Source organism: Streptomyces sp. NPDC031445, from assembly GCF_055581365.1.
Genome location: NZ_JBVIJO010000030.1, coordinates 1 through 12211, shown reverse-complemented (window position 1 = coordinate 12211; position 12211 = coordinate 1). Strand labels below are relative to the sequence as shown.

The window sequence follows — 12211 nt, the reverse complement described above, 5'->3', positions numbered from 1 at the left end:
GCCTCGGGTGCACTTCGCCCTTGAGCCGGACGGCGCTGTTCCGCAGTCGTGCCTTGCGCTTTCGGTGCCGCGCGGAGCGGGTGTGTCAGCCGTATCGGGCGGGCCGCGGCCTGCGTCGGTGGTGTCTGGTCCGCACATCCGCGCCAGTGTCCCGACGCGTAACGGTGGTGACCACTGATTGCCAAGGGGGTGGTGCAGCGGATACTGAGCCGAATGGAACTCTCCAACCTCCACGCGATGCTGGCCGATCCGCTGCTCGGCTCGGTCAATTTCCTCAACGAGGTGGCGACTCGCTATCCGGACGCCGTCTCCTTCGCTGCGGGGCGCCCCTGCGAGGACTTCTTCGCTGTCGACGACCTCGACCGCTATCTGCGCACGTACCAGGACTTCCTCGCTTCGGAACTGGGCTACGGCGAGCGTGACATCGTCCGGGCGCTGTTCCAGTACGGGCGTACGAAAGGGCTGATACATGAGCTTATCGCCCGTTATCTGCTGGTTGACGAAGGTGTCTCGGTCGATCCCGAGTCGCTCGTGGTGACGGTCGGTGCGCAGGAGGCGATGTTTCTGGTGCTGCGGGCGCTGCGTCGTGACACGTGTGACGTGGCGCTGGCGGTAGCACCTACGTACATGGGCTTCAGCGGGGCGGCACGGTTGGTCGGCATGCCCGTACTGCCGGTGGCCGGTGGGCCGCAGGGCATCGATTTCGACGATCTGCGTGAGCAGTTGCGGGCGGCGAGAAGCAGCGGTCTGCGCCCTAGGTGTCTGTACGTGAGTCCGGACTTCGCCAATCCCACGGGGATCTCGATGGATGTGGAGTCGCGGCGTCGGTTGCTGGAGGTGGCCGGGGAAGAGGATGTGCTGCTCCTGGAGGACAATCCGTACGGTCAGTTCGCGGACGGGGACGATCGGCCGCCGACGCTCAAGGCCCTGGACCGTCACCAGCAGGTGGTCTACCTGGGTTCGTTCGCCAAGACCGCTTTCCCCGGGGCTCGGTTGGGCTTCGTGGTGGCGGATCAGCGTGTGAGTGCGGGTGGTGGCCGGCCGGGCCGCTTCGCGGACGAGTTGGCGAAGATCAAGAGCATGGTCACGGTGAACACGCCGCCGCTGAGTCAGGCCGTGGTGGCGGGGCAGCTGTTGGAGAACGATTTCAGCCTGGTCAAGGCGAATGCGTCACTGTCGGCGGTGTACCGGCGCAACCGGAGACTCGTGCTGGACGGACTGCGGGAGCGCTTTGCCGGTGGGGACCGCGACGCGGTGACCTGGACGGTGCCGGGCGGCGGGTTCTTCATCGTTGTCGACGTGCCGTTTCGTACCGATGACTCGGTGCTGGAGCACTCGGCGCGGAGCCATCGTGTGCTGTGGACACCGATGCAGCATTTCTACGCGGACTCCGACGGCGGCAGTCACCAGCTGCGGCTGTCGTGCAGTGCGTTGACTCCGGAGCTGGTCGAGACCGGGCTCGACCGGTTGGCCGCGCTCGTCACGGAACAGATGTCGCTCGGTTCCCCTTGACGTCGGCTGGTCGTCCGTTTCCGCTGCCTCGGTCGGGGTGACCGAGACAGCGGTGGACGTCGGCGGTCAGCGGTGCAGCTTCGCGAGGACGTCGGGGCTGTAGGCCCGCAGCGCCTGTTGCAGGGCGAACTCGGCCAGGTACGCGCGGAACTCCTCGACGGGTTCGTCGGCCAGATTGAGCATGGCCCGGTTGGCCACGACGGCGGGGTTGTCCAGTCCGGCGACCGATGCCGCGACCGCTGCGTCGAGTGCTTCCGGGGCGACGACCTCGTCGAAGACGAGGCTCGCGGCAGGGTCATCGGCCTCGATGCGGCGGCCCCACAGGATGACGCGGCGTGCCTCGCGGGCGCCGAGGAACCGGGTCAGTCGTAGGTTGGCCACTCCCGGCACGATGCCTTCCTGAGCGGCGGGGAGGCTGAAGTAGGCGTCGCTGGCGGCGAGTACGCGGTCGCAGGCGAGGAGGATCTGGGCCCCTCCGCCGATCGCGAACCCGTCCACCACGGCGAGCCAGGGCTTGTGGACGGCTGTTCCCTGCCAGGTGGTTTCCGGCAGTACGAGTCCGCGCATCAGTTTGCTGATGTAGCCGAGTTCGCGGCCCAGCAGGAAGTCCACGAACGAGATGTTTCCTGCCCGGAGTTCCTTGAGGTTGATGCCGGCGCTGAAGACGCGTCGGCCGGCGTACCGGGGGTGTGTCATGTAGCCGCCCCTGAGTACGCCGACGTGGATCTCGGGGTCGAGCAGCGCGAGGTCGACCAAGGTCTCCAGGTCGGCGACGTGCTGGTTGTCCTCGGCGTTGAGACAGTGTTCGTTGGTGATGGTCAGGAATCCCGCGGTGCCCCGGCGCTCCAGCCGTGCCGCTTCGAGGACCGTTTCGCCGGTGCGCTGGAATGCGGGCAGCAGTTCCTGTGCGCGCCGGGTGGGACGCAGCATGGACTCCAGGAGATGGCGGCCGGGGCCGGGTGAGCGCAGGAGGGCGCGGAAGAGGATGCCCTGGTCGATTTCGCGCCCTTCCTTGTCCGCCTGGGGGCGCTTGGATTCGTCGGCCATCTGCTGGGCGGACGGTGCGAGGCCGGGGAAGTCGCGGCCGGCGGCCTGTGCCAGTTCTCCGAGGCGGGGGTGGGCCGTCCGGCCGTCGGTCAGCTCGTCGTACACACGTTCGGCGTGGAGGGTCAGGAAGTCGGCCCGTACACGGCGCGCGGCGTCGTGTGTCGTCTGCGCCAGGTCGCTGTCGGCGGCAGTGCGCCGGGAGCGCGGCGGCAGCGCGCTCAGGAGTTCGTCCGTGTACTGGAGGTGCGCGGTGACCGATGCGCGGTCCTGGTGGAACACCCCGCTGAGGGCGGGGGGTGTGGCGAGGGTCCGGCGCACCTCGGCCAGGGCCGGCCCGGTCATTTGGCGTCTCCCGCCGCCGCGGTGTGGCGCAGTGCCCGGTCGCAGGCCGCCAGGTGGAGTCCGAGCGCTTCCTCGAAGGTGGAGGTGCGGTCGTCCAGGAGGAGCCGGCGGCGCACGGCGGCCTCGGTGCCGGTGGAGCGTGCGGCGCGTTCGAGGGTGCGGGCGAGGGCGCTGTCGGCGTCTTCGGTGACCTCGTCGAGCACTCCGGCTGCCAGCAGGCCCGCTACGTCGATGTCACCGGGGAACATCACCATACGGCGGGCGGTGGCAAGTCCCGTCTGGTGCACCAGGCGGTGCAGGACCATGCCCGGCCACATGCCGTCGGGCCGGGCGTCCAGGTCCAGGACCAGGCCGGGGCCGGCGATGCGGTGGTCGGTGGCGAGCAGTAGCTCAAGTGCGGCCTGGTTGCAGTGGCCGAGGCCGAGGCCGATCGTCAGCGCGTTGAGGCGCTCCAGTCGTCGCAAGGCGTTTTCCCACTTGCCCACGAGATGCACCTGCGCTTCTCCGGGCCAGGGGGCGGGCAGGGCTGCCGTGCCGGTGAGGCGGAGGACGACGACGCAGCCGTCGTCGATGTCCTCCGCCCGGTCGCAGACGTCGGTGACCTCGGCCACGAGGCCGGCTGTCAGGGATCGGGACAGGTCGAGGGTGGTTTCCACGAGGTGGCGGGTCATGGTGGCGGTCATGTGGTGTGTTCTCCTGTGGTGCTGGTGTCTGACGACTTCCGGGCGCTGGCGGCCCGGGTGTGATCCGGTGGTGGCGTCGTCAGAAGCGGATGAGGGCGGTTTCGATGGTGGAGCCGGGGCCCATCGTCATGAGGACGCCGTGGTCGCCGGGTCGGGTGACACCCTCACGCAGCAGGCGTTCGTAGGAGAACAGGAAGGACCCACTGGAGAGGTTGCCGTGGCTTCGCAGCACGCCCGTGGTGTGGCGCAGGTCGTGACGGGCCACGCCGAGGTTCACCTGGACGGAGTCGATCACTTTCTTGCCTCCTGAGTGGACCACCCAGTGGGCGATGTCGCTGCGCCGCAGCCCGGTGTCGCGCAGGAGCCTGTCCACCGCGGTCTCGGCGTTCGCCCCGACGACGTAGGGCACGTCCCGGTCGAGGAAGAAACTGAACTTCCCGGCGTCGTCGTCCCAGTCGTAACGCATGGCAGCTGATGCCTCGGGGATGATGTGGCTGCTGAACTTCACCAGTCGCGGGCCCGGCCGGGTCCCGCCGGCTGCGGTGGTGAGTGCGACGGCGGCCGCTCCGTCGCCGAAGAGGCTGTTGACCACGGACGTGCGCATGGTTCCGTCGAAGACGTAGGCGGCGGAGCAGACTTCCACGCACACCATGACGGCGATCCGCCCGGGGTTGGCAGCACTCCAGCCGGCCACGGCGTTCAGTGCGTTGAGGCCCGCGTTGCACCCCATGCCGACGACGTCGAGTCTGCTGGTGTCCACACCCAGTCCGAGTTCCTTGATGAGCAGGGCGCTGAACCCGGGTGTCAGCAGTCCCGTGCTGGTCACGCAGCACAGGTAGCCGACGTCGTCCAGGGACAGGCCCGTGGTGGTGAGGCAGGCCCGGAGTGCGTCGGCCGCCGTGGAGATTCCGTGGGCCGTGTGCTTGCGCAGCAGTTCGCCCTGGGTCTCGATGACGGGACGTCCCTGGTCGTCCAGCGGTGGGAGGACGAGATTGCGGCGGTCGATCGCGCTGTTCGCGAAGACCGAGCGCACCCGCTCGTCGGTGATGGCGAAGTAGTCGAGTACTTCCTGCTGTGTGTAGGAGTGGGCTGGTACCGAGGTGCCTACGCCGAGGATGGCGGGCAGGTCCCGGGCAGGCAGGGGGTTGTCACGCGTGCGGGGCGAGGTGGTGTCCTCGGTTTCCCGTGGCGCGGCGAGCATGATGTTCAACGGCTGATCCTCCGGTCGCGGCCTGCGGAGGGGTCGTCGGGGACACGGGACGTTCCCGGGGTCTGCGACGGGTATCCATCCGCTCGACAGTTGCCGTCAGCGTGCGGCATCTGGGTCACAGGCGTCATCGGCACAGTCCGCACTGTTACGTCACCGGGCTTGCCGCACGGGAGGCGGACCAGGCCGCGAGGTGGGCTCGCGAGCGCAGTCCGAACCGCTCCCGGATGGTACGGGTGTGTGTTTCCACGGTCCGGACGGAGATGTTCAGTCGTGTTGCTATCTCACGGTTCGTCATGCCCTGCGCGATGAGGTCGGCCACTTCGGTTTCCCGTCGGGTCAGTATGGTCCGTGGCTCGCCGGGCAGGGCGAGGCAGTCCTCCAGCGCGTAGTCGACGGCTTGCCGGGCCGACATCGACCGGCCGGCTCGCAGCGCCGAGACCGCTCGCGTACGGGACAGCGCCCGTTCCGCGCCGGTGCGGGTCTCGGTGATCACCTGCCGCCACCAGGGAGGTGCTCGGTTGTCCACCTGATCGCGCAGCGCCGCGGCCGCTCCGAGCAGGCGCAGCGTGCGTTCGGGCCGGCGGGCGGTCCGCGCGATCGCCGCCGCTCCTTCCAGTCCCCAGGGGAGACACCTTCGGCTGCCCGAGGCCAGCGAGAGCCCTGCGGTGAAGTGGTGCTGGGCGGTTTGGTGGTTGCCGCGTTGCAGTTCGACGGCGCCCGCGGTGTACAGCACAGCGGAGAGGTGGGGTGAGCCGCCGTTCGGCGCGGGCGGCACATGCCGGATGGCGGCGCCGGCCGCTTCGGCGGCTGCCTCGAGGTCGCCGTGTCCCAGGAGGTACCAGCCGAGTTCGGACGTGCAGCACACTTGTGCTTGTTCGTCGTCGAGCATTCGGCTGAGGTGCAGTGCGCGGGCGGCGTCGTGAACAGCGGCCGTGAGGTCGCCCGTGTAGGCGCCGACCGCCGCGCGCGCCCGTAGGTGCCGGGCGAGACCGGGGCCGTCGCCGTCGCGCCGGGCCGTCAGGACGGCTTCGTCGGCGAGGCGGGCCGCCGTGGGGGCGTCATCGGCCCGGCCGGCCAGGACCGCGGCGGCGGCGAGGACGGCGCCGCGGTGACGTGCGGTGGGCGGGGTGTCGCGCAGGGCGGTGGCGAGTGCGCGGCGCCCGTCCATCTCCGGCCCGACGGCGTCCTCCACGGCGAGCAGGGCGAGTGCGAGGGTCAGTCTGCGCTCATCGGTGGTTCCCTCCAGTGCGCGCGCCGCTTCTCGCAGGTTGTCGCGTTCTTCGAGCAGCCGGGCCACGCTCGTGCCGGGTGGGACGATGGTCTCGCCGAGTGGGTCGGCCAGCTCGGTCATGGCGGCGACCAGGCCCTCTTCCGTCTCGCGGCGCTCGCCGGCGTCGGTCTGCCGGTTGCGGGCGAAGATCCGTACGGACTCGGTCATGCGGAACCGGGTGGAGTGGGCGGTGCCGTTCTCCGCGTGGAGCAGGGAGCGTGCCTCGAGGCCGCGCAGGACGGGCAGCACGGCGTAGGCGGCGTCCGTCGAGGCGGGGTGAGCGCCGGTGACCGCCGCGGCGGTGTCGAGTCCGAAGCTCCCGGGGAGGAGGGCGAGGCGGCGCAGCACCGTGCGTTCCTCCGGCGCCAGTCTCTGGTAGCTCCAGTCGATCGCGGCGTCCAGGCTTCGGTGGCGCGGGTCGGCGGTTCGCCATCCGGAGTCGAGAAGGGTGAAGCGGTCGTCGAGTCCTTCGAGGATTTCGGTGGGTGACAGCACTCGGACGAGCGCGGCCGCCAGTTCGATGGCCAGTGGGTTGCCGTCCAGCCGGACGCAGATCTCGTCGATGGTTTCCCTGTCCGGCCCGGCGTAGTCGATGCCGGGCCGGATCGCCCGGGCCCGGTCCAGGAAGAGCCGGCCCGCAGCACCGTCGTCGGGTGTGTGGACGGTCAGCCCGCGCAACGAGTACACCACTTCTCCGGGCAGGCGCAGCAGCTCGCGGCTGGTGGCGAGCACGCGTAGCCCGGGGCACTGGGGGAGCAGCACGGCGAGCAGCTCTCCGCATTCGTCCAGTCGGTGTTCGCAGTTGTCCAGGACGAGTTGTACCTCGTGCTGGGCGGTGAACGCCTCGATCACCGATGCGAGGGGCGGTGCGGTTCCGTCGGTCAGGCCCGCGGCGGCGGCGATGCCTGCGGCCACCGGCTCCTCGCTGTCGAGGGCTCCGACGTCGACGTGGAAGACGGGGGACGCGGTCGTCGACCGTGGCCGGCGTTTCATCAGCTCGACGGTCAGCCGGGTTTTGCCGACTCCCGGTTCCCCGACGACCGTCAGCAGCCGGCAGGAGGAGACGAGCCGGCCGGCGGCGAGCAGATCGTCGTCGCGACCGTGGAAGCTGCTCACGTGCGCGCACAGTCCGACGGGGAGCTGAACGGGCAGGGAGCGTGTCTTCCTGCGCTGCCGGTACGCCTGCTGGCGGCAGGCGTTGGAGCAGTAGCGCAGTGAGCGCGACGCCTTGGTCCGCACGGTCGGGCCGGTGAGTGGGGTTCCGCAGCTCGCGCACAGTGACTCGGGGGGCACGGGAGTCCTCCTGGAGCCTGTTGTGTTCATGGTGTTCCGTGGGCGTCCGTCGGGTGCACACACGACGGCCCTCGAAGGCCGGATCGGCATGACCGGTTGCCCCTTCGAGGGCCGAGCGCGTGGCGGACGCGGCTGATCAGCCGCCCATCGCCTCAATGAGGCTCTTGGGCCGCATGTCGGTCCAGTTCTCTTCGATGTAGGCCAGACACGCGGCGCGGTTGTCCCGGCCGTGGGCCACGTGCCAGCCGTCGGGTACGTCGATGAAATGCGGCCACAGCGAGTGCTGTCCCTCGTCGTTGACCAGTACCAGGAACTCGCCGTCCGGATCGTCAAAGGGGTTCATGGTGTGAATGCTGCCATGGGTGGGGGCGCCGGGCATCGGCGATGACCACAGTTACGCCGGTGACGCGGCCGGATGCGGCGCTGCCGGACGGGGCGGGAGGGGTCGACATGTGTGTGCCGGTCGCGTCGTCCCCTCTCTGGCGTTGCGTGACAGCGAGGTGTGTGCCGCGCGTCGAACGGCCGGCTGCGGGTGTGCTGTTGGCAGCCGGGTTCGCCGACTGTACGATGATGGCCGCTTCGTCTCGGCGAGATCGATGTTCCGTGCGGCCTTCACACGTGACCCGACGGGGACCCGATGCCGTGGTGTGCTGGGGAGTGTGGCGGAACAGGCAGACGCGCCGGATTCAAGTCCCGGTGTCCTCGCGGACGTGAGGGTTCGATTCCCTCCACTCCTACCCCTGCTCAACGGCCGTCCCGTCGGCGCCGTGCCACGTGTCTTCAGTGCGCCGCGGTGCTCGCTTCGAACCGCTTCCGGGAGACTTCGATCTCCGTTTCGGCCTCCGCGCGGCCCGCCCAGTCGGCGCCGTGGACCGACTTGCCGGGCTCCAGCGCCTTGTACACCTCGAAGAAGTGTTTGATCTGGGCCAGAAGATGCTCCGGTACGTCGGTGATGTCCTGGATGTGTGCCATGCGCGGGTCGGACGCTTGCACGCAGAGCAGTTTGTCGTCGCCACCGGCCTCGTCCGTCATCCGGAACATGCCGACCGCCCGGCAGTCGACCAGGACGCCCGGGAACGTGGGCTCCTCCAGGAGGACCAGCGCGTCGAGCGGATCGCCGTCCTCACCGAGGGTGTCCCGCACGAAACCGTAATCGGCCGGATAAACCGTCGACGTGAAAAGGTGCCGGTCGAGCCGGATTCCACCGGTCTCGTGATCCACTTCGTACTTGTTCCGCGATCCCTGCGGTATCTCCACGATGACGTCGAATTCCATGGTTGACTCCTGTTCCTCCAGAAGACCGAGTGCGGGAACAAAAGAATCCGACTCTGGCATGAACGAGACAACGGCGATATCCGCAGTTACGCCGGACTCGTGAGGGGCCGTCCGCGCCGTCGCGGCAGGCCCGGGGCCGAGCGGCCCGTGCCGACCGGTACGGGGCCGATCTGCTCCGAGAGGCTGGCCGCGGCGGGGACGTCCTCTGCCGGGCCTGGGGTTACTCGCGTAACGGCGGTAACCACCGATGCCACGGCGACGCCGAGAGGGCCACGGTTACGAAAGTATTGTCCTGGTCCCCTTGCGACTCAACACCGTGGTGTCCGCTCGCCCCCCGGGCGATGACGCGAAGGCGAGCGGCCGGTCGGCGCACCGTGCGCTCTCCTGTTCGGGTGCACGGTCCACCGATCAGGTTCCCGCGGCGAATCGCCCCGCGTCCCGGAAGCACGATGAAAGGTGCCCTTCTCCACATGCCTAAGATCACAGCGAACGGCATCACGCTGTCGTACGAACGATTCGGCACCGGAGAGCCGGTGCTGTTCATCATGGGGTCGGGAGCGAGCGGCAGCGTATGGACGATGCATCAGACGCCGGCGCTGGTCAAACAGGGCTATGAATGCGTCACGTTCAACAACCGGGGCGTCGTACCGTCCGATGTGCCACCGGGCAAATACTCCCTCGCGGAGATGGTCGCGGACACCAAAGAGCTGATCGACGGTCTCGACCTGGCGCCGTGCCGCATCGTGGGAACGTCCCTCGGAGCCCTGATCGCTCAGGAATTGGCGTTGGCGTTCCCGGAGACGGTGCGCTGTGCCGTGCTGATCGCCACCCGAGCCCGGGCCGACGCCATGCGCATGGCCATGCTGCGGGCCGAGTTGGCGCTCTCGGAGAACGGTGTGCGGCTGCCCGCCGCGTACGAGGCCGCCATGACGGTGGGGCACATGTTCTCCCGGAAGACGCTGAACGACGAGGACGCCGTCCGCGTCTGGCTGGACGTCTTCGAACTCTCCGGCGACCCCGACCGGCAGGCCGGTGGCCAGCTCTGGGCGGACTTGGACGTGGCCGAGGAGGACCGGCGGCCCAAGCTCGCGGGCGTGCGGGTGCCGTGCCGAGTCATCTCTTTCAGCGACGATTTCGTGACTCCGCCCCATCTAGGTGCCGAGGTCGCCGAGGTCATCCCGGACTGCGACTACGTGGAGATCGAGTCATGCGGGCACCTGGGTTTCCTGGAGCGCCCGGAAGAGGTCAACGAGAAAATCATCGAATTCTTCGCGAAGCACTAGCGGCGGTGGGATACGCGGGAGCGCCCTGCTGGCTCCGCGATGGCCGCAGGAAGCGCGCGGTACAGTCGGTGGACGACCGGCGCTGCCTGCAAGGCGTCTTCGACGTCCGCTAGGGCGACGTCGATCTCGGCATACTCGTCGACGAGCAGCAGGCCGCCCGGTCACTGACCCGGCCGGCGTCCGTGGCCGGCGCAGGGGCTCGCCTCATCGGGTCCGGCCTGGACCCGCACATCACCGGATATCCGGAGCACCGCCGTCACCACAGCGCGGATCATCAGCGGTCGAACCGCAGGACGGGACGGCTCCCGGGGCAGACTCGGATGCGCGTCCGGTACCGCCGGACCGTCACGGAGTGGTTCGACTACACGTTCTTCTCCGAAGCGGAACTGGAGCGGATCGTCAAGGGGGCTCCATGGGTCTTGCGCGCCATGGAGTACGACGGTCCGGCCCACTGTGTCGTCCTGGAACTCCGGTAGCCCCGTCCGCCCGCTCCCGGCGGGTGATGTGAACCAGGGGGGACTCCGACGCGTTGGGAGAGTGAGAGGTCCTTCCTCGTCACCACCTGCCCTGAGCAGCGCGACCGCTTCGCGGCGGCGCCGGACGGAAGTATGTTCGCATGTCGGATGAGAATCGTGTGATGGAGTTCTTGCAGCGGGTGGTCGCAGACCAAGCGGCCGCCTTCGCGGGGGTGTCGACGTCCCTGGGCGTCCGCCTCGGACTGTACGAGGCGATGTCGGGGGCGGGGGCGCTCACCTCGGAGGAGCTGGCCGGGAAGACGGGGCTCGTCGAGCGGTACGTCCGGGAGTGGCTGGCGGCGCAGGTCGCCGGTGCGTATGTGGTGCACGACCAGCGGACGAACACGTATGTCCTGCCGGACGAGCACGCGGCGGTACTGGCCGATTCCTCCCTGCCGACGTACGTCGGTGGCGGCTTCACCATGCTGAAGGCCCTCTACGGCGCCGAAGAGGCGCTGGCGGACGCCTACCGCAACGGTGGCGGCGTGAGCTGGCGGGACTACGGGCCGGAACTGGCCGAGGGCGTCGCCGCCTTCTTCAAGCCCGGCTACGACGCCGTCCTCGTCCAGGAGTGGCTGCCCGCCATGGAGGGCGTCGAGGCCAAGCTCCGGCGAGGCGCCTCGGTCGCCGACGTGGGATGCGGCTTCGGTCACTCGACGGTGCTCATGGCCAAGGCGTTTCCGCTCTCCCGCTTCCACGGCTTCGACTTCCACGAGCCCTCCGTCGAAAAGGCCCGGAAGCTGGCCGAGGAGGAGGGCGTCGCCGACCGCGTGACGTTCGAGGTCGCCGCCGCGGACGACTTCCCCGGTGGTGACTACGACCTCGTCACGTTCTTCGACTGCCTCCACGATCTCGGTGACCCCGGTGCGGCACTGCGGCACGCCGGAAAGGCCCTAGCGGAGGACGGAAGCTGCCTCGTCGTGGAGCCGAACGTGTCAGCCGACCCCGGGGAGAACATCCACCCGATCGGCCGGTCCTTCGCCTCCACCTCGGCCGTTCTGTGCCTGCCGGCGGCCATGTCGCAGGGCGGCCCGCACGCGCTCGGCAACCACCCGGGGCCGGAAGCTCTCCGGGCGATCGCCGCCGAAGCGGGTCTGCGCGGCTGGCGGCTCGCCGTCGAGACCCCCACCAACCGCGTCTACGACGTCCGGCGTTGAGGATGCCGTCGCGGCCGGCGCGACGGTCGTAGCCGACAAGGCGCCGGCACGGCCGGGGAAGGCGTGGCACCGGCGCCGCCGCCTGGGCGGGGGGCCGGCCACCGCTACAGGGGTGCCGAGCCGGCCGGCGTCACAGGCCGGCGGACGGCCCCTCGGCGCCGGTGACGGTCACAGCAGCGCGGGCTGCCCCCCAGTCGCCCCCGGCCCGTCGCCGGCAGCGCGATCAGCGACCGGTTCCGGACACCGAACAGGGCTCCGGCCTCGCTACCGGGTCCCGGCACGGTACGACGGCTTCCCTGTGCACGCGGACTATCGTCTCGTTCTCCATCCCGTCAGCCACCGGCCTCCGGACCACCCGCTCCACAGGATGGGAACCGCTCTCCGGCACCAGCCCCTCCTGCGGCCGGTCCCCCAGCGGCGACCCCGAACGTCGCGCCGGCTCACGATGACAAGGGCTCCACTCGCGCCCGCGAGGGGCCCCGCGCGGGCGGCGTTACCCAGCCCGGACTCACGGCGGTCTCCCCCTGAGCTAAGACGGTGTCCTATGTGGTGAGGTGGACGAGTCTCTTGTAGCAGCACAGGGCGGCGGCGAGGCCGAGAAAGGCCAGGTAGTTCCGGGGATTG

General features: G+C 69.5%; 10 protein-coding genes and 1 tRNA gene. 5 read left to right on the top strand and 6 right to left on the bottom strand.

The window, feature by feature from the left end:
* The first annotated feature begins 213 nt into the window (after window positions 1–213).
* Window positions 214–1512 carry an aminotransferase-like domain-containing protein gene (locus tag ACZ5DC_RS39585; protein ID WP_468661177.1) on the top strand — a complete coding sequence of 433 codons (1299 nt, stop codon included), beginning with the start codon at window positions 214–216 and terminating at the stop codon, window positions 1510–1512.
* Window positions 1513–1578: 66 nt separating this feature from the next.
* Here the strand turns inward: ACZ5DC_RS39585 and dpgC are convergent, their stop codons facing one another.
* The 5 genes from dpgC to ACZ5DC_RS39560 all read right to left on the bottom strand — a co-directional run bounded on the left by dpgC (window position 1579) and on the right by ACZ5DC_RS39560 (window position 7700).
* Window positions 1579–2901 (bottom strand): (3,5-dihydroxyphenyl)acetyl-CoA 1,2-dioxygenase DpgC, encoded by a 1323-nt coding sequence (gene dpgC / locus ACZ5DC_RS39580; protein ID WP_468661175.1) that lies wholly within the window; start codon window positions 2899–2901, stop codon window positions 1579–1581.
* A complete protein-coding gene (gene dpgB, locus ACZ5DC_RS39575; protein WP_468661173.1) occupies window positions 2898–3584 on the bottom strand; it encodes an enoyl-CoA-hydratase DpgB in 687 nt (228 codons plus the stop codon). The genes dpgC and dpgB overlap by 4 nt, the downstream gene beginning before the upstream one ends.
* 79 nt (window positions 3585–3663) lie before the next feature.
* The gene (gene dpgA, locus ACZ5DC_RS39570; RefSeq protein WP_468661183.1) at window positions 3664–4785 is read right to left on the bottom strand and encodes a 3,5-dihydroxyphenylacetyl-CoA synthase DpgA; all 1122 of its coding nucleotides are present in this window, start codon (window positions 4783–4785) and stop codon (window positions 3664–3666) included.
* A gap of 154 nt (window positions 4786–4939) precedes the next feature.
* Window positions 4940–7357 (bottom strand): ATP-binding protein, encoded by a 2418-nt coding sequence (locus ACZ5DC_RS39565; protein WP_468661171.1) that lies wholly within the window; start codon window positions 7355–7357, stop codon window positions 4940–4942.
* Window positions 7358–7493: 136 nt separating this feature from the next.
* Window positions 7494–7700 carry an MbtH family protein gene (locus ACZ5DC_RS39560; protein WP_468661169.1) on the bottom strand — a complete coding sequence of 69 codons (207 nt, stop codon included), beginning with the start codon at window positions 7698–7700 and terminating at the stop codon, window positions 7494–7496.
* Between the two features lie 310 nt (window positions 7701–8010).
* Between ACZ5DC_RS39560 and ACZ5DC_RS39555 the strand changes: the two genes are divergently transcribed.
* A tRNA-Leu gene (locus ACZ5DC_RS39555) sits at window positions 8011–8094 on the top strand.
* Between the two features lie 43 nt (window positions 8095–8137).
* Here the strand turns inward: ACZ5DC_RS39555 and ACZ5DC_RS39550 are convergent.
* The gene (locus ACZ5DC_RS39550) at window positions 8138–8632 is read right to left on the bottom strand and encodes an inorganic diphosphatase (RefSeq protein ID WP_468661181.1); all 495 of its coding nucleotides are present in this window, start codon (window positions 8630–8632) and stop codon (window positions 8138–8140) included.
* Between the two features lie 470 nt (window positions 8633–9102).
* On the opposite strand from ACZ5DC_RS39550, the gene ACZ5DC_RS39545 reads away from it, so the two are divergent.
* From ACZ5DC_RS39545 to ACZ5DC_RS39535, 3 genes are all read left to right on the top strand, one after another.
* On the top strand, window positions 9103–9915 hold the full coding sequence (locus ACZ5DC_RS39545) for an alpha/beta fold hydrolase (protein ID WP_468661167.1): 813 nt from the start codon (window positions 9103–9105) through the stop codon (window positions 9913–9915).
* Window positions 9916–10235: 320 nt separating this feature from the next.
* Window positions 10236–10391 carry a hypothetical protein gene (locus ACZ5DC_RS39540; protein WP_468661165.1) on the top strand — a complete coding sequence of 52 codons (156 nt, stop codon included), beginning with the start codon at window positions 10236–10238 and terminating at the stop codon, window positions 10389–10391.
* Window positions 10392–10552: 161 nt separating this feature from the next.
* On the top strand, window positions 10553–11587 hold the full coding sequence (locus ACZ5DC_RS39535) for a class I SAM-dependent methyltransferase (RefSeq protein WP_468661163.1): 1035 nt from the start codon (window positions 10553–10555) through the stop codon (window positions 11585–11587).
* Window positions 11588–12211 lie beyond the last annotated feature (624 nt).